Origin of the sequence: Candidatus Chlorohelix sp., assembly GCF_037138995.1 — a bacterium.
Lineage (GTDB): Bacteria > Chloroflexota > Chloroflexia > Chloroheliales > Chloroheliaceae > Chlorohelix.
The window spans coordinates 23,878-42,183 of record NZ_JBAXHI010000033.1 but is presented as its reverse complement, the minus strand read 5'-3'; the positions used below and the strand labels follow the sequence as shown (position 1 = coordinate 42,183).

Sequence of the window (18,306 nt, the reverse complement as noted above, 5' to 3'; positions counted from 1 at the left end):
GTATAAAATTTTAGTTAGCGTTCATTAATAAGTAGAATTGGAACATAAAAAAGTGCTTTTTTGAATTACTTGGGACAAATGGACGCTGGAGTCGCCCCTACAAAAACGATTTTCTTGGTGGTTTGGCTGGACATAAATACTGACTATGCAACAGCCCTGTAGAGCATTACGCGGGGCTTGACTTGCGCTGAGAAACAGGCATATAATTGTGACGAAAACAACAAGTGAATATCATGTTGCGCCCTGACCTTCAGGGTATGGTGAGGCTGGTTTGTAACCTGCCAATTCCTAATCGGCGGTATAGCCCGCGAGCCGGTAGCGCATAAGCGTGAAAGCATGAACCGGAGAGACTCCGGTGCCGACGGTATAGTCCGGATGAAAGAAGGTTCGGCGCCTGACATGCCTGCAATTGACTTACGGGTTTGTGCCTTTTTATATTTTGGCGCAACTTCTTAGGACTATTTTTGGGGCGTGAAGGCTTGCCAACCTTCACGTCCTTTTTATTTTGGTGAAAAATTCGATGAATTATAACTTTACCGAAGTTGACATAACACATATGAAGCATGCCCTCGAACTGGGGCGAATGGGGCGGGGGCGCACTTCTCCCAATCCGGCGGTTGGCGCAGTTATAGTGGATGAAGCCGGAAACAGGGTTGGTGAAGGTTTTACAATGCCACCGGGACAGGCACACGCCGAAGTTGTGGCTTTGGGTAGGGCGGGCGAACGGGCGCGGGGCGGTACGCTCTATGTGACTTTAGAGCCGTGTGCATCCTACGGGCGAACTCCCCCTTGTACGAAGGCGATAATCGAAGCTGGTATTCGGCGCGTCTTTTACGCGGCAGCCGACCCAAACCCTAAGATGCAAGGTGGGGCGGACGTGCTGCATAATGCCGGAATAGAGTCACATTTTGGTTTGCTTCAGGAAGAAGCTATTGAGGCGCATGCCCCTTTCTTCCACTGGCTCAAAACGCGCCGTCCTTATGTCATCGCTAAGTATGCCATGACGCTGGACGGCAAAATAGCCACTGTTACGGGGGATGGTCGTTGGGTATCGGGCGAAGCAGCACGGCTAGAAGTGCATCAATTGCGGAACGAGTGCGATTCTATCATGGTTGGAGCTAGAACCGTACTGATAGATGACCCCGAATTGACGGCGCGTCTGCCTGCTTCTTTCATCGTAGATAAGCTACCACATCAACCTGTTCCGGTGGCACTGGACAGTACCGGGCGCATTTCTGCTACCGCAAAAGTGGCGCGTCCCGGCGCAATTCTCGCCACTACTGCTCAAATCTCAATAGAATCGCGCAAGGCATTAGAGGCTAAAGGCATGGAAATTCTGCTGTTAGAGCGGGATAGCAGCGGAAGGGTTAGCCTTATGGCGTTACTCGAAGAATTGGGGCGTAGGGGTCATTTGCTTACATTGGTTGAGGGCGGCGCAGAATTGATGTCGAGTTTTTTCTTTGCCCAACCGCGCCCACTGGTAAACAAAGTGTGGGCATTTATTGCGCCGAAAATGGTTGGTGGGCTGGTTGCCCCCTGTCCTGTGGGTGGTTCAGGTATCAGCTTTATGAGTCAGGCTTTGCAATTTGAGAAAGTGGCTTATCGGCAATCAGGGGTTGATTTGCTGGTTGAAGCGTGGTTGCCACAGGAATAAGGAGGGGAATCTTGTTTACCGGAATTGTTGAAGAACTGGGCGAAGTTGTGGCGTTGGAAAAACGGGAGGGCGCAACTTGTTTTACTGTGGGTGGCAAATTGGCGTTGGAAGGTGTTGAAATCGGGCATAGCATCGCGGTAAACGGCGTGTGCCTGACGGTTATCAGTTTTGACCGCACCAGTTTTACGATTGAGGCTGTGCCGGAAACGCTGCGCCGTACCAATCTAGGCGATTTGGCGGTAGGTAGCCCGGTAAATCTGGAGCGTTCTGCTAGAGCGGGTGCGCCGGTGGGTGGTCACTATTTGCAAGGACATGTGGACGGTATCGCCACCGTAACCCGCATTGAACCGGAAGGCGAGGCTTTGAACTTTTACTTCAAGGCAGAGTCGGAGTTTATGCCCTATATCGTGCCAAAAGGTTTTGTGGCGCTGGACGGGGCGAGCCTGACGGTGGTAAAGGCAACACTGGATACATTTAGCCTAACCTTAATCCCCCATTCCCAAAAAATGTTGGTGATGGGAAATGCCCGTGTTGGCTACCGCGCTAACCTTGAAGTGGATGTGATGGGCAAATATCTTGAAAATATTGCGGGGGCGCGTATTGCTGCGCTGGAGGCGAGAATCGCCGAACTAGAACGCAAGTTAACATAACTATAATACCAGCCTTATAAGGTCTGACAATATACTTTTATTCACGGGAGAAAGCAGCATGACAAAACGTAATTGGAAAGCAGAAATTGAAACCGCGCTGGAAGAGTTTAAAGCCGGTAAAATGATAGTGGTGGTGGACGATTATGACCGCGAGAATGAAGGCGATTTGTGCCTTGCGGCGGAAATGGTCACGCCGGAAGCTATTAATTTTATGGCGCGTTTTGGGCGTGGCTTAATTTGCCTTTCCATGACCGGGAAACGGTTAGATGAGCTTGGTATTCCGCTCATGGTTGCGCCTGAAGCTAACGGCGCCTCGCATGCTACCGCTTTCACCGTCTCAATTGAAGCGCGTGATGGCGTAACCACCGGAATTTCGGCGACTGACCGCGCCATTACGATTAAAAAGGCAATTGACCCTGCCACAAAGCCACAAGAAATCGTGCGCCCCGGTCATATTTTCCCCTTACGCGCTCAAGAAGGTGGCGTACTGGCACGCAACGGGCATACCGAAGCGGTGGTGGATATGGCATTGCTGGCGGGCTTGACCCCTGCCGGAGTCATTTGCGAAATTATGAAGCCGGACGGTACTATGGCGCGTCTGCCTTATCTGAAGAGGTTCGCCCACCGTCATGGGTTGCGATTAATCAGTATCGCCGACTTGATAGCCTATCGCCTTGAAAAGGAAACGCGCCTTCATTTGGTGCAGGCGTTGAAAGCCTCGTCTGTCACCCAAGTAGCCGAAGCTAAGTTGCCCACTTCCGCCGGAGTGTTTCGCTCGGTGATTTATCGTGAGGAGAGCAGCGGGGCGCAAATTATGGCTCTTATCGGCGCAAAATTTGACCCACGTACTGGTAATCCGCTGGTACGAGTACACAGCGAATGCCTCACCGGGGATGTTTTCGGCAGTTTGCGCTGCGATTGCGGACCTCAACTGGAACGCTCTTTGCAACTGGTAGCGCAAGATGGCAACGGCTTGGTGCTGTACTTACCGCAAGAAGGGCGTGGGATTGGGCTTGCCAGTAAAATTGCCGCCTATGCCTTGCAGGAACAAGGGCTGGATACCATTGAGGCTAACCTAAAACTAGGCTTCTCTCCAGATATGCGTGATTATTCGGCGGCGGCGGCAATTCTGCGCGACCTCAACGCTCTTTCAATCCGGCTATTGACTAACAACCCCCACAAAATTAGCGAGTTACAGCAACACGGCATTTCTATTATTGAGCGCGTGCCATTGGAGATAGCGCCGACCCCCGAAAATCTGGTATATCTCCAGACCAAGCGCGAGAAGATGGGGCATGAGCTTGAATTACAACAACTGGCAGCCAGCATTGCAAATTAACATTATTAAAAGAGGATGGTAAATGGCGATTTACGAAGGTACTATGAATGGGCGCGACTTGCGCTTCGGGATAATTATTGCGCGTTTTAACTACGCCATCGGGCAAAATCTGTTGGAAGGCGCGAAGGATACGCTTAGGCGGCATGGCGTTGCCGAGAGCAATATTGATGTGGCTTACGTGCCGGGCGCATTTGAAATTCCGATGGTGGCAAAGAAAATGGCGGAAAGTGGGCGTTATGATGCCGTTATCGGTCTTGGTGCGGTGATAAAAGGCGCAACCCCTCATTTTGATTATGTGGCGGGCAATGTGGCGAGCGGTTTGGCGCAGGCTTCTTTGCAAACCGGAATACCCTGTATCTTTGGCGTGCTTACCACCAATACGATTGAACAAGCGGTGGAACGCGCTGGAACAAAAGCGGGTAATAAAGGTTGTGATGCAGCGGCTTCAGCTTTGGAGATGGCGAATTTGCTGCGGAGCATTGCACCGTTGGAAAACAAGCAGCTAATCGGCTGAAGCGCTGCGCCCCTCCACGAACCAAATCTAGTAAGAATCGCGCTTTCAAAGCCTGTTATGCTTACATCTAACTTTGCGTATAATTGGAACGCGAAAAACCGCCGCTTTCGACGGGCTGCGTGGCTAACCCTAAGTAGCCGAATAAACTGTATATATCGCTACAGCCCTCTTTTTTATTTATGCTAAAATAGGGGGGTTATAAGCAGTCAACAGAAAGGGAACTATGCGCCTCGATGCAAAGGGAGAATCAGAAAGCGTCCCAATAGAACGCAACCGGGCTGAACAGCGTCGCCCCTCCGGCATGCGGCTGGCAGGTTCGCCTTTGTACCGGAACTGGAAAAGACGCGCCGTTTTGATTACGGTCGGGTTAGTGGCGCTGGCGTTGGTTTTGTTGTGGTGCAGCACAATCGGCGCGGTGTCGGTCCAACTTGGGGACGCGCTTAGTATTATCTGGAATCACACGCTTGGCAAAATTTTCCCGCCTTTCTCCGAAACCTACACGCAAGGTCACGACTCTATTATTTGGGATGTGCGTGTGCCGAGAGTGTTGCTGGCGGGGGTAGTTGGGGCAAGCCTTGCTTCTGCCGGAGCGACCTATCAAGGGCTTTTCCGTAACCCGTTGGCAGAACCTTATCTAGTAGGGGTGGCGCAAGGGGCGGCAGTGGGCGCAGTGGTGGCGCTGGTGTTGCCGCTACCACTCTTTCTGTATAGTGTGGGGGCGGTACAGTGGCTGGCGTTTGCGGCGGCGGCTGTCACAGTTGCAGCAGTTTATGGGCTGGCGCGTGTGGGCGGGCGTGTTCCCACTACTACCTTATTATTGGCTGGTATAGCGGTTGGCTCGCTGGCAACGGCGTTCACCTCATTTCTTACCTATCTCAACGCTGACAAACTTGTAACGGTTTATAGCTGGCTGCTCGGTGGCTTCAACCTGTCTAGTTGGGATAAATTGCTGCAAACCCTGCCCTATATAATAGTAGGGCTTACCCTCGTGAATCTGTATGGGCGAAGGCTAAACGTGCTGCAACTTGGCGAGGAACAAGCATCCAATCTCGGCTTGAATGTCGAAGCGTTGAAACTGGTGTTGGTGCTGGCGGCAACCCTTATGACGGCGGCAGCGGTTTCGGTGAGCGGGATAATCGGTTTCGTTGGGTTGGTTGCGCCCCACACCGTGCGCCTTTTGACCGGGAACGACCATCGCTTGCTGTTGCCGCTATCGGCTATTTTCGGGGCAACCTTTATGGTACTGGCGGATATGCTGGCTCGTACCCTTACCCAGAGCGAAATCCCGGTGGGGATTATCACCGCTTTTGCTGGCGCACCCTTCTTTATCTATTTACTCAGGCGCAAGAAACGGATGGTTTTTTAATGCCGTTGTTGGAAATAGATTCCCTACGAGTGGGTTACGGTTCGCGAGTAGTAGTTAAGAATGTTTCGCTGGCAGTGGAAGCAGGCGAACTGGTGGGCATTATCGGACCCAACGGCTGCGGTAAATCTACTCTCATAAAAGCAGTTAGCGGTCTTCTCAAACCTGCTTCGGGCAAGGTGCGCTTGGCTGGGCATGCGCTTGCCACGCTAAAACATGCCGAACGCGCCCGTCTTGTAGGGGTTGTGCCTCAAAGCCCCAACCTGCCCGAAACCTTCACCGCCGTTGAGGTGGTAATGTTTGGGCGCACTCCCCATCAGCATTTACTCCAAAACGAATCGCTGGAAGATTGGAAAGCGGTAGAAAAAGCGATGCGCTCTACCGATTGCTGGCAACTGGCGGAACGCTATGTGGGTGAATTGAGTGGAGGTGAAAGACAGCGCGTTTTGCTGGCGATGGCATTGGCGCAAGAGCCAAGCTTTTTGTTGCTGGATGAGCCGACTACTTTTCTCGACATCAATTACCAAATTGAAGTGATGGAAATTGTGATGGGCTGGAAAGCGGAAGACAAGGCAGGGCAAAAACGCGGAGTGCTGGCAGTTTTCCACGAATTGAATCTAGCAGCGCAATACTGTGACCGCCTCGCGCTTATGTCCAAAGGCGAAATGCTGGTGATGGGTACTCCTGCTGAGGTAATCACTGCCAATAATATCCTGCGTGCCTACGGAGCAAGTGTGATGGTTGCGCCGCATCCCGTTAACCAACAACCCACCACCTTTATCTTACCTACCCTTCACAAAAATTAGTCCTTTTTTTAATCATAATCCAAAAACGTGACAATGTTATTGCATCCTTTTTGCTATTGTCGCGTTCATATAATGGTAATAAAATAATGATATGAAAATTACTGGAACGACTTTATTACTAAAATCACTCTAAAGCCTTTCACTGCGGTGATTATGGAATATTCGTTAAAATTGTCTTCGGGTACACTCGAAGTTGCAGCCGGAAAACAACAAACGTTACGAATTTTGCTGACCAACAGCAGTGAAAAAGCGGCTTTTGTTATGCTTGAAGCGCGTGGTGTTGACCCTGCATGGTTTGGCTTTATTCCACCAGCCTTGAAATTGGGGTCGCGTTCTTCCGCAGTTGTAACCTCCACCATTAATCCGCCTAGTGGGGTAAGCGCGGAACGTTTGTTGCCCTCGATTGCGCTTGTATCGGTTGAAACCCGCGAGACACTGGCATCAGAAAATTTTATTCTATCGGTAATAGACCCCACCCCGCAAAAAAAAAGAAAGCGTCCTTTTCGCCTAATCCCCAGTATCAGCCTATTCAGCCTTCTAATGGCTCTTTCTTTGTCTATCTCTGGGGTGATACTTTTTAACGGCACAGTTCCCGGCACAATCAAGCAGGCAGATGCCGCTCCTAAAGTTTGCGCGGTACTGTCCGCCAAGTTGGTGAGCTTGTTCAGTGATGATAAAACTACTGCTATTAGGATAAGCAAGCCTGACCTTACCGAAATGCAGGTGCTACGCACTGAACCGGGAGAATGGCTACCCGGTCTTTTCGATTCGCTGCTCTCCCTTTCTTCGGACAGCAGCCGTCTTGCCTATGTGACGGCGCGTAACCAGCTAATGGATGATGCCCATATCTATTTTATAGATGTGAATAAACCCGCCGAACGTCAGGAATTGGTCTATATTCCCAAAGGCTTTTGGACGGTAAAGCCGGTATGGTCGCCCGATAAAAAACGGCTGGCTTACCTTAAACTTAACGAAGTTTTGGCAGCGCGTGGCGTTTCGCAACTTGAATTATGGGTAGTAGAAGTTGGCGGTATGCCCCGCAAGATTGCAACCCCGCCGGAGCTAAAACCCGATTTATTCTTTGGAAACCCTAACTTACCGCTTTGCTGGGGCGAGGATAACAGCACCCTTATTTTTGAGAATGCGCCCAATACGGGTGGCGGTGGCGCGGTGCAGACCGAGATAAATATTACTAATGGCGAGAGCAAGAGAGCGCCTCGTCCAGTACAGCCCCACTCAGCTTTACTACGGGAAGACCTGAACGCGCGTCAGGTTGCGGGCGGTTCAGCCTGTGGCGTTCCAATATTCAGCCAAAATGACCCCGCTTGGCGCAATGTGATAATGCAGGGTGCGGGCGAGCAAATCGGTGATTCGGGCTGTGCTTTGGCTTCCGCCACAATGCTACTCAATTATTATGGAATGAGTATTACGCCTGTTCAGCTAAACTCCTGTCTTGGTCCTTACGCTGACCCTCTCTATTGGTCACAAGTACCGCGTTGCACCAATGGCGTAATCTCCGGCGGTAATCGTCCTAATTTTAGCTGGGATAAACTGGATGAGGTATTGCGAGCAGGTGACCCGGCAATTGTGGGCATGGTGCGTGGGAAAACTGGCATGCATTTTGTGGTGGTAACTTCGGGCGGTGGGGCGAACGGCGCAAATTATGCCGTTACTGACCCGTGGGACGGAAGCACGAACAAAACCTTGCAATATTTTTTCAATGTGGGCTATAACCCCACTTGGCTTGTAACTTACAGCGGACCCGGTCACAATTGTAATCGTTTTGTAGCTTTTGAAGGTGAGTCGGTTTCGGTAACGGGCATCTCAGACGGCGCGGTTTATCGCAATCCGGTTACGTTGGGTGAAATAAAGGGCGCAAGTACCAGCCTTATAACCGCAGAAGTAGTAAATGTTGCGGCAGAATCCGGCGATTCCTACAATCCAAATCCTTACTCTCCGGGACTGTTACCGGGCGCAGTGACTCCGCCATGTTCTTCGCCTGTAGCAAGCTCATCGGGTGTAAGTAAAGGTGTCGCTACCCAACCTTATATTCAGGGTATGCGATTGGAAAAAGAGGGAATTTACTACATAAATATTAGCTTGCGTCTTTGGGATGATACGAGAGGTCCCGCTCCTTCTAATACCAATTTGGTGGGAGTGACGCGCTTCAAATTCACCATTGATCGTACCCCTCCGCGTGTGGTTGCGACTCTTTTGAGCGATACCAACATCGGAAACCTGATTCCGGGCGTTGGCGCGACCCAACCTTTGCCTTGCTCCGGTAATTCCGCTAATGCTCAAAATGTGCAAGGGCAAAACCAACCGCCTGAAATAAAGGGTATCGCCCGGATTCGTTTGACCGGCATTGACCTGCTGAGTGGCGTAACCAGCATGGAATATCAGCTAGACAGCGGCAAATGGGATCTTTACAGCACCGATACAAATTTTAATCGCGTGTTGGAAGTAAGCTCAATTGGCTATCATACTGTTACTTATCGTGCTACCGATGTGGCGGGAAATGTTTCGGCTGCTGAGAACTTTACTTTCAGGGTGTTGCCCACCGACCAGTCTTCCACTGCGCCACGACCCGCTTTTATCCCCACTCCTGCGGCTGTGGTTGTTGCCAACTCGACACCGAAACCCTTGCCTACCGCTACTTATACGCCCGTAACGCTAACCGCTACCCCAACGCTGAAGGCTACTATTACGCCTAAACCTTCGATTACTCCTACTTTGTCGCCGACAATGACCACTACCTCGGTAATTGCTGCTTCCACGCAAACACCGCTCATTACGGCTACTAGGACAACAACTGCGGCTATCACTCCGACTTTGCCAGCTACCGTTACGCCGAGTCTAACTGCCACTAATGTGGTGATTACTACTGCCAGCGTAACCACCACAATTCCTACTCAAACTTTGCAAACAAGCGCGTCTGTACTAAATTTTGCGCCCGATGCCAGCGACTTACCCTTAGTTATTAGCAATGGCGGAAATTCGGCTATAAATTGGAGTGGTGTATTTAGCGGTACTACACTGTTGGGTAGCGTTTCTCCTGCAAGTGGAATACTTAGCCCCGGACAGAGCATAACCCTTACGATAAATGTTGTCAGACCGTTGGTACTCGATGCGCCTACCAGCGCACGCTTGCTGCTAGATTCAAGTGTCGGTAAAGCGGAAGTCTCCCTGAACGTGCAGCCTATTCCCATCAACGCCACTTTTATTACACCTCCGAATGGGGCTGTTTTGAGCGGTACAGTCCCAATAAGTTTTTCTGTCAATGGAATGGTTGACCATATCAGCCTTTCTGCCAGTTATATTGCACCGATAACCACTACTACAACTCCGGTTACAGGTACAGTTACCCCTGCCACTACAATAATAAAATTAGGAAAGGCTAATGCGGCTTCCCACTGGCAATATCAGTTTGATACTACGGTTATTCCCCCCGTTGATAACCTCATTCTGTTGGCTAACGCATGCCGTAGCCCTGATGAATCGGTTTGTACCCTTGCGTTGGTTTCGCCTGTGAATTTATCCATTGCACATAGTGATAGCAGTTTGTCTGCTACAGCAACCGTTTCCGGCGGTTATGCCAGCCACATAAATGTAATTTTGACTCCCGCCAATTCAACCGCGCCGATTCTGTATCAGTTCAAAAAGGGCTATTTCAGCAGCGCGTCAAAAAGGTTAAAATAGCAAGAACAAGTTAACTATCGAGGTAAAGGAAAAGTTCTCTCAAAATGACAAAAGGTATAATTCGGGTTGGTATTGTCGTTCTTACATTAATAAGTCTGTCGCTGCTGCTGACAACGCTTAACCCCAGCGCAACCCCAGCGCAAGCAACCGATACCAACGCTCCGGTGCGAGTTTCCGGCACGCGCTTTATAAACGGTTCAGGGCAACCCATTTTTATGATGGGCGCAAATTATGTCGGTAACACCGACCGCGCATGGCTTATGTGGGATGACGGCAAATTCGATGCCGATATGATAGCGCGTAATTTCCAGACGGTAGCCGATGCGGGGTTGAATACGGTTCGCATATTTGTGATGAAACCGCTACGTGACGATATAAACGCGAATAACTTTTCTAAACTGGATAAGGTTTTTGAAATAGCTGCCGCCCGTAAGTTGCTGATTCTGCTCGCCTTTAATGATTATGATGAGCCTGATTTGGCAAAAGAAGCGCAATTGAACAAGCGAATCGCTGCCCGTTACCGCAATAACCCTGCCTTGTTCGGCTATGACTTGAAAAACGAGCCTCAATTTGGCGATGTAGTACCCGCCACCTATCCAGCCGGTACAAATGTACCGCTACAACGTGATGATTTTATCAAGGCTTACGGTGAGCGCATGACTCAGGCGCAAGTGGACGCATGGCGACTAACCGCCGATGGCAAAAGAGTAGTTCCGGCGCGTTTGGATGCCAAAGGCGGTTATTATTACGCTAACGCCTACAAGCTTTATACCGAATTTCTAGGTGATTCTTCCAAATGGGTACTATCTCAATCTGGCAAAAATACGCTTGATTACATAGATTCTGCCGACTCGAATAAATGGCGTGTTTATCTTGATGCGTTGAGCGGCACCTTGGAGGCATGGTTCACCACCCGCTTGCAACCCTTACGGGAAGCCGAACCGGACGCGCCCGTTACGGTGGGTTGGAGCAATATTGTTTTCGCCAAGTTACAAGCAAATGAACGCCTGAATTTTGTCTCGTTGCATCGCTTTGTCTCGGAAGGCTACAACAGTGTGGTAACTACAATGAACCTGTTGAGCAATTTACAAAGAACTTTCCCCCAACGTCCGATAACACTGGAAGAGTTTGGTTATTCCAATGCTCATACCGATGGTTCAACCGTACCGTTGAACGTCACCGCCTCACAGGAAACCGCCTTATGGCTATTTCTGGCATCACGCGGGTTCGCAGGTGGGCTGAAATGGATGCTGGTCAATTTCCCGTCCGGCTTTAATGCGGTTGAGAACAATTACGGCTTGTTGGATGACAACTCCCAACCCAAGCCCTCCTATCAGGCATTACGCGCTTTTGCTACTTTTATGCGTGGCGAAAATTTCTTGCCGACTCTTAATCTGTCCGATTTGAAGCCGGATGGTAGCAATATCTATTATCTTTACGAGGGAGCGCACGCCCTATTTACCAATGCTACAAACCGCCAGAGTGGGGTGATACGCTTTACTCAACCACAGGCATCGCCTTTCTCGGCATTCTGGCAAGGCGCGGATTTATGGCTGCTGGCAACGCAACCTGCCCCCGTAACGCTTGACCTTGACGCGCTTTTCCCCTTCCGTGACAAAAGCGGACAGATAACGATTACTACACTGGGTTTGCCCGATACAAATCTGACGGTTAGCAGCACAAGCCTTAATCTTAATGTCGAAGCGAATCGACTATATAATATTCACGTTCCGGCGCAACTTCCCGCTTTCAAGAAAGCAACCGCGCTTGGTAACGGCGCGTGGTATTTCCCCGAAACCGGGCATAACCTGAAAGGTAGTTTCCTAACTTATTGGCAAAATAACGGAGGTTTGGCGATGTATGGCTACCCTCTTAGCGAAGAATTAACCGAGAACGGCTTTACCGTACAGTATTTCCAAAGAAATCGTTTTGAATACCATCCTGAAAATAAGGGTACGCGCTACGAGGTATTGCTAGGCTTGTTAGGGCGCGATATAACTGCCGGACGAGCGCCGGAAGCCGCCTTCCAAAGTGTTGCTGCTTTTACCTCCAACGCCAATAGCCTGTATTTTAAGGAAACCGGGCATAGCCTGAGCTATGGTTTCCGTCTGTATTGGGAACGTAACGGCGGTTTGGCGCAATTCGGATTCCCCATCAGCGAGGAGTTCAGCGAATTAAACCCTGCTGACGGTAAAATATATACGGTACAATATTTCGAGCGGGCGCGTTTTGAATATCACCCGGAACTCAAAGGCACGCGCTACGAAACGCTACTTGGCTTGCTGGGGTGGCAAGTTGTAAAAGAGCGCGGTTGGCTATAGGTTAAAATCATGAAAGTTATGGAAGGAGTGGCGATAGGGCGCATCAAATATGTAAAAGCCGTATCGCCCCGAAACGCGCAAGGTTTGGTAGCAGAAGCCTATCGGCAAATGCAACGTGATTTTGTAGTCAGCCCACCTTTTACAATACATTCCTCTCATCCTGAAATACTGGCAGGGATTTGGATACTGGTGCGTGAGACCATGCTACACGGGCAGGTGCGGAGGGAAATCAAAGAGGCAATCGCCGCGACTGTATCAGAATCCAATGCTTGTCCCTATTGCCTCGAAGTGCATGGAATGCTAATGCGCTCTTATTCAGCAAAGAAAAATGACGCTGAGAAGAAAAGAGCGATACAATGGGCAACCGCCATACGAACGCCAGAAGAACCAAACCCGCCTTTTTCGGGCAATACTGCCCCTGAATACATCGGTACGGCTTTGATATTTCACTACATCAACCGTATGGTCAACATTTTTGTGGAAGGAGCATTAACTCCAGAAATGGGCGCATTGACGGGTTTGGTCAGAGGGGGGATATTTACGCCGGTACTGTGGTTAGTAGCTCATCAAAAAGTCAAGCCCGGTACATCTCTCGCTTTGTTACCGCCTGCCCCCTTGCCAGAGGAACTGGCTTGGGCAACCCCCAACAAAGCGCTTGCCGGAGCATTAGCCCGCTTTGCCTCCGTAATTGAGACTGCCGGACAAGCAACAATACCTGCGCCGGTACGTAGCCGGGTTCTAATTTCGCTGGATAATTGGCATGGGGAAGCGATGGGGATTAGCCGTATATGGGTTGAAGATGCTGTAGCGGATTTGGAAGAAGAGCATAAAGCGTTGGCGCGGTTATTATTATTGGTGGCGTTGGCAGCTTATCAGGTAGATGAGGAAACGATTGCTCAAGCGCGGGTTACTTTGGGTAAGGATGAATCGCTGATAGCTGCCAGCGCTTGGGCAGCGTTTCAAGCTGCCAAACGAATCACTAGTTGGTTGGTTTGATGTTTGTTATTATGAAGTTGGTAAGAGTAATCAAGAGCGATTGGTTCGAAGAATAGTCCAAGCTAAGTACAGACCCATCGCGCTGGCAAATAAGAAGCCCCCAACAATGAAAATTCCGGCGAACTGATCCAAACCTTGTGGGCGATACACGGTAGTCAGCACCGCTAAAGCGATTATGAAGGCTGCCGTAATTATGCTAATAACCACGCGGTTGGTAAGACGTTCGATGCGTTGCAAGCCTTTTTCAAGTTCAGCATGTTTTACGCTAAATTCAATATTTCCACGCTCTAATTCCGCCAGTATTCGGCGCATTTGACCGGGCAACTCTGCTCCCAATTGCGCGGTATCAAGCACAGTTCTATTATATTTTTTGACCCATGTTTTTGGTGAGTATTGTTGCACCATCAATTGCTTTGAATAGGGCATCACAATCTTAATCAGATGGAAACTAGGGCTTAAGGTGCGCCCCATGCCCTCTGCCATCATAAAGGTCTTGAATAACAATACCAGATTTGAGGGCAATTGCAGATTGTAGCGACGAATTATAACTAACGCTTCTTCCAACATTAGGTCAAGCGCAATGTCACCAAGCGAAAGGCTATAATAGGGCGCAATCAGATGGTCAAGGTCGCGCCGAAGCATTGTGCGGTCAACTCTGCTTCTGGTAACACCTAAAGAGATAAATACATCCACCAAACGTTCAATATCATGGCTGGCAATGGCTATAACAAACTGCACCATTAATTCTCTGGTGCGCTCATCCAGTGTGCCGACCATTCCAAAATCTATCAGCCCAATTTGCCCGTTTTCTTGGATAAAGAAATTTCCGGGATGCAAGTCGGCATGGAAAAAGCCATCATCATAGAACATTTTCATGATAGCGTTGGTGGCGTTCACCGCCAACTTATGGCGATTAATCCCGGCTTGGTCAATGGCTTCGAGGTCATTAATTTTGACTCCTCGAATCCGTTCCAGAGTAAGCACGCTAACGGTAGTATAATCCCAATAAACTTGGGGAATATGGATAAACTTACTATCGGTAAAATTTTTGGCAAGCCGTTCAGCATTCTTGCCTTCACGCAAGTAATCCATTTCTGCCCGAATAGTTTGGGCAAATTCTTGGCTTAAGCCTACTAAATCATAGTTCTCAGCCTGTTTCCAGTAGTGTTGCGCCCGAACCGCCAGATTTTGTAGAATCTCAAGGTCTTCTGAGACCCGTGTCACTACATTAGGACGGCGCACTTTTACTACCACCTCAGTACCATCATGCAGAACAGCTGCATGCGCTTGCCCAATAGAAGCCGCCGCCAGTGGGGTAGCATCGAAGCTGGCGAAAATTTCTGAGAGCGGGCGACCTAATTCGGTTTCTATGGCTTTTTCAATAAAAGTGAAGGGAACAGGTGGGGCTTGATCCTGTAACTTGGCAAGTTCCTCTACATACTCCGGCGGTAATAAGTCGGAACGAGTAGAAAGAAGCTGCCCCATCTTTATAAAGGTAGGTCCTAATTCTTCAAAAGCAAGCCTTATATGTTCGGGGCGGCTGGTAGATTTACCCCGGTTGAATAATTCTTTGCCGAAAGGAGCCATGCGATCCATACCCAGAATACTGAGCATAAAGCCCAAGCCATGACGTACAAGCACTTCGGCAATCTGGTAGTAACGCCCCAACCGAGCTTTCTTTTGTTGTTGACCCAGAAGTTTCAAATGAATCCTCGGTAAAAAAATTGAATTATTTGCACAATAAAATATGTAAAATAGCATTTTGATTATACCAGATATTTTTGGTGTAAAAATAAATGACCCGCTTATTTTAGAGGGAATGTCAGGATATTTCACCCAAACATAACGAATTAATCCTGTAGTCCCTCAGTTTCCCTTCGGGATTTAGGGTTTCTCTCTGCTAATATTTTTTATAACACGCAAGAACCGTCTTATTTAGTAGGGGATTTCAAGCAGGTCGGTAGCTTTGCTTTTAGCTTCCTCTCCACGCCTATCGTACCGGGCAGTGGTGGTGACACTGGCATGTCCCGCCAACTTCTGTACAGTGGCAATATCCGCTCCGGCATCCAGCAAATCCGAGATGAAGGTGCGCCGCAGGTCGTGGGGACTAAACGGTTGCAGGTCGGCTTGTAATCCTCGTTTCTTCAATATCTTCATTATAGACTGGTCGGTCATAAATTCCACTCTGACCTTGCCGCTCTTATGTACCGGGCAGAAGATAGCGCCTACTCCATCACCACGCCTTGCCAGCCAAATTGCCAGAGCTTTAGCCGCCCCGCCTTTGACATACACCAACCGGTCTTTACCACCTTTAGCTCCCCGGATAGTGAGTGCGCTGGTGGTGGGGTCATAGTCTTTCAATTCTAGCTTGACCACCTCTGAGCGGCGCAGTCCGGTGCCATACAGCAATCCGACCAACGCCGCATCGCGTATCCCACCTGAGCTTTTCTCCTCTTGGCAAGTTTTTATCAGGGCGATAAGCTCCTTTTTACGCAAGGCACGCCCACGGGGTAGAGTTTCATTTCGCTGGTTCTTGACATCACGGGCGCGTTGATAATCTTCGCTTTCCATTAGACCTAGTTTCCAAGCATGGTATAGGACGCTGCGTAGCCCGGACAAAGCCTGATTAACTGTGGCGGGACGGTAGCCACGCCCCACTAGAGCAGGAGCAAGGGCAGCAGTATGCTGGTAGCGCAATTTGTGCCAAGGAAGGGTCAAAGCGTTCTGTTTGCCGCCACTGGCGATTTCGGCGATAAGATTCAGGGCGCGTAACATTCCACGCCGACCAACCGGTCGTAGGGTGGCAAGATATACCGCTGCCGGGTTTTGGTCAAGCGATAGCATTCCAGAAGAATTTGTTTCTCCTTGATTTGCAGGGACTATTTCTCCTATTTGAGCTACCTTCTCTTCTGCCATATTTACTCCCTCGCTGAGGTTTTTAACCTAATCTATTGTAGCATATTTTTCCAAGTTCTGACAACTATGATTGTCGTTACTTAGAAATGTTTGGAAGTAATTATTTAGTAACAACTCAGTTCAAAAAGGGGGGGCTAGATTGCCGGAAACTAACAGGCAAAAAAAAAGACAAAAGACTAAGCCTCAACAGACGTAGCCCTTTTTCTTTTCTCCGGTGATTATAGGCTAGGCAAAAAAATCACTTTGCGATGCAAGCTTCGATTTGTTGCAAAATCCAATCCTTATCCAGATTTTGCCCAATGAACACACCGCGCATTAATGAAGGGCGATGACGCGGGAAGGGCAAAACACGCACATAGCCCGGCATTTGCTGAAATACATGGGGGCGTTCATCGCCTTCCACCCACATAAAGCCTTTAGCCCTATATACATTAGGCGGAAGGTTTTTAAGGAATTTCTCAAAAGCGTCCTTGTTTAGCTTCAAATCCATGTCAAAATCCAAAGTATGCAAGGACATATGTGCATCCGCCTCACCATGATGGTTATGAGAGTGGTCGTGCTGGTGATGCGTATGTTCTTTTTTTGCGGCGTTTCCCGCTCCAACGCTACGCGCCAAATCGAGTAAAGCCTCAATTCCAACTTCTGGTAAACCTTGCTGTGCGGGAAATATCTGAGCTTTAGGATTATAACCAACCAACTGCACTTTCAAAGCCAGCGCATCTGCCTCAGTTACCAAATCACATTTGTTCATTACCAGCACATCAGCATACTCTACCTGACGTTGGGCAAGGCGGGTTTTCTCGGCAAGGTCATCAAAGCGTAGCGCATCCACCACCGAAATAATGCCGCCCACCTCAACCGCTTCCCACAAAGCAGGGTCGGTTAGTTCATCTAGCATATCGGCAGGGTCAGCCAGACCGCTCGCCTCCAATATTATCAGATCCACTTTAGGATGAATAGACATTTGGATAAGGGCAGGTATCAAATCACCTTCGGCTGTGCAACAAATACATCCGTTGGAAAGCTCGGAAAGCATCATACCCTCCTGCCGCATCATTTCACCATCAATTGAAACCGCACCGAACTCATTTACAATCAAGCCGGGTGTCATTCCATTATCCAAACACCAGCCGATAAGTTTTCCTAACAGGGTGGTCTTGCCGCTTCCCAAAAAACCAACCAACACATAGGCAGGTTTGCGATTTAATTTGGTTTCTTTTACCTGCAAATCTATCATTAGCATTATCCTCGTTTTCTATTGTTGTTATGCCGTTTTAATTATAGCTTTTTGTTGAGACTTACTGCAAACGCACAATAAAAAAGAGGGGCTATTCTCCCCTCATTTCAAGTGTATTCTATTATAGTAACTTAGCTTTGCATGTTCCAATCATCACGAGGATCATAACGACCGCTCACAAAACCGTTTCGGCGCTTATCTGCGCCCCATTTCAACGCGGCGAAATCAAGAAACGCAAAAAGCGACACTATCAGTACAAATCCAATCATTATTTCCAACATTTTTATCCTCCAGCGCTATAAACGAGCCTGTGAAGTTTATCTATTTATCACAAATCTGTTAATTACAAATTTGGGTTTAGTTCTTGAATAAATCAACTGTGTATATCCTAAATTCCGATAACAACTTTGTTTCGGTTAATGCGCTCTTCTAAGCCTAAGAGTATGGCGGTGTTGCGTTTTATTATTAGTATTGTTAGTTTTTTCGTTTTTTGAGCGGGCTTCTAGCGCAGCAGCAACCTGACGATCATGATCGGCAGATTTTATATATTCGCGTACTCGCGAGGTTCCAATCTTTTCAAGGTCATAGTAAGTTAACGTCATTGTTTCCCTCACTTTTAATAATTTTTTGTGTTTGCTACATTTAATTCTTCCACAAGCTAATCATACTAACTGAATGAGGTTTATGTAACAGTAAAATAACCAAGTTTAAAGGCTTGTTTTGTACTACAAAATTGCAATTGTCTAGGCTAAACGGCTTAGTAACCTTATACGCCTATCTAAATTCTTTTTTCGAATATTAGCTGTTATAA

At 48.7% G+C, this 18,306-nt stretch carries 14 protein-coding genes and 1 riboswitch; of the genes, 9 read left to right on the top strand and 5 right to left on the bottom strand.

Going from position 1 to position 18,306, the window contains the following annotated elements; genetic code table 11:
- Nucleotides 1-242: 242 nt before the first annotated feature.
- A riboswitch (FMN riboswitch) is annotated at nt 243-391 on the top strand.
- Between the two features lie 129 nt (nt 392-520).
- From ribD to WCK19_RS13955, 9 genes are all read left to right on the top strand, one after another.
- Nucleotides 521-1,654, top strand: coding sequence for a bifunctional diaminohydroxyphosphoribosylaminopyrimidine deaminase/5-amino-6-(5-phosphoribosylamino)uracil reductase RibD (ribD, locus tag WCK19_RS13995; protein ID WP_342398009.1), 1,134 nt, complete (start codon nt 521-523; stop codon nt 1,652-1,654).
- Nucleotides 1,655-1,665: 11 nt separating this feature from the next.
- On the top strand, nt 1,666-2,304 hold the full coding sequence (locus tag WCK19_RS13990; RefSeq protein ID WP_342398008.1) for a riboflavin synthase: 639 nt from the start codon (nt 1,666-1,668) through the stop codon (nt 2,302-2,304).
- A 58-nt stretch (nt 2,305-2,362) separates the two neighbouring features.
- Nucleotides 2,363-3,643 (top strand): 3,4-dihydroxy-2-butanone-4-phosphate synthase, encoded by a 1,281-nt coding sequence (gene ribB, locus WCK19_RS13985; protein ID WP_342398007.1) that lies wholly within the window; start codon nt 2,363-2,365, stop codon nt 3,641-3,643.
- Nucleotides 3,644-3,665: 22 nt separating this feature from the next.
- Nucleotides 3,666-4,157: a 6,7-dimethyl-8-ribityllumazine synthase gene (ribE, locus tag WCK19_RS13980; protein WP_342398006.1), complete on the top strand. Its 492-nt coding sequence runs from the start codon at nt 3,666-3,668 to the stop codon at nt 4,155-4,157.
- Between the two features lie 223 nt (nt 4,158-4,380).
- Nucleotides 4,381-5,523 carry an iron ABC transporter permease gene (locus WCK19_RS13975; protein ID WP_342398005.1) on the top strand — a complete coding sequence of 381 codons (1,143 nt, stop codon included), beginning with the start codon at nt 4,381-4,383 and terminating at the stop codon, nt 5,521-5,523.
- A complete protein-coding gene (locus WCK19_RS13970) occupies nt 5,523-6,326 on the top strand; it encodes an ABC transporter ATP-binding protein (protein ID WP_342398004.1) in 804 nt (267 codons plus the stop codon). Before WCK19_RS13975 ends, WCK19_RS13970 begins: the two co-directional genes overlap by 1 nt.
- Nucleotides 6,327-6,497: 171 nt before the next feature.
- The gene (locus WCK19_RS13965) at nt 6,498-10,025 is read left to right on the top strand and encodes a C39 family peptidase (protein WP_342398003.1); all 3,528 of its coding nucleotides are present in this window, start codon (nt 6,498-6,500) and stop codon (nt 10,023-10,025) included.
- A 44-nt stretch (nt 10,026-10,069) separates the two neighbouring features.
- Complete coding sequence (locus WCK19_RS13960; protein WP_342398002.1) at nt 10,070-12,346, top strand: cellulase family glycosylhydrolase; 2,277 nt, start codon at nt 10,070-10,072, stop codon at nt 12,344-12,346.
- A 9-nt stretch (nt 12,347-12,355) separates the two neighbouring features.
- On the top strand, nt 12,356-13,342 hold the full coding sequence (locus tag WCK19_RS13955) for a hypothetical protein (protein ID WP_342398001.1): 987 nt from the start codon (nt 12,356-12,358) through the stop codon (nt 13,340-13,342).
- Nucleotides 13,343-13,372: 30 nt separating this feature from the next.
- Here the strand turns inward: WCK19_RS13955 and WCK19_RS13950 are convergent, their stop codons facing one another.
- The 5 genes from WCK19_RS13950 to WCK19_RS13930 all read right to left on the bottom strand — a co-directional run bounded on the left by WCK19_RS13950 (nt 13,373) and on the right by WCK19_RS13930 (nt 18,097).
- The gene (locus WCK19_RS13950; protein ID WP_342398000.1) at nt 13,373-15,046 is read right to left on the bottom strand and encodes an AarF/ABC1/UbiB kinase family protein; all 1,674 of its coding nucleotides are present in this window, start codon (nt 15,044-15,046) and stop codon (nt 13,373-13,375) included.
- A gap of 231 nt (nt 15,047-15,277) precedes the next feature.
- Nucleotides 15,278-16,258 (bottom strand): tyrosine-type recombinase/integrase, encoded by a 981-nt coding sequence (locus WCK19_RS13945; protein WP_342397999.1) that lies wholly within the window; start codon nt 16,256-16,258, stop codon nt 15,278-15,280.
- Nucleotides 16,259-16,496: 238 nt separating this feature from the next.
- On the bottom strand, nt 16,497-17,495 hold the full coding sequence (locus WCK19_RS13940; protein WP_342397998.1) for a GTP-binding protein: 999 nt from the start codon (nt 17,493-17,495) through the stop codon (nt 16,497-16,499).
- Between the two features lie 131 nt (nt 17,496-17,626).
- Nucleotides 17,627-17,776, bottom strand: coding sequence for a hypothetical protein (locus WCK19_RS13935; RefSeq protein WP_342397997.1), 150 nt, complete (start codon nt 17,774-17,776; stop codon nt 17,627-17,629).
- Between the two features lie 135 nt (nt 17,777-17,911).
- Nucleotides 17,912-18,097: a hypothetical protein gene (locus WCK19_RS13930; RefSeq protein ID WP_342397996.1), complete on the bottom strand. Its 186-nt coding sequence runs from the start codon at nt 18,095-18,097 to the stop codon at nt 17,912-17,914.
- Between the last annotated feature and the right edge of the window lie 209 nt (nt 18,098-18,306).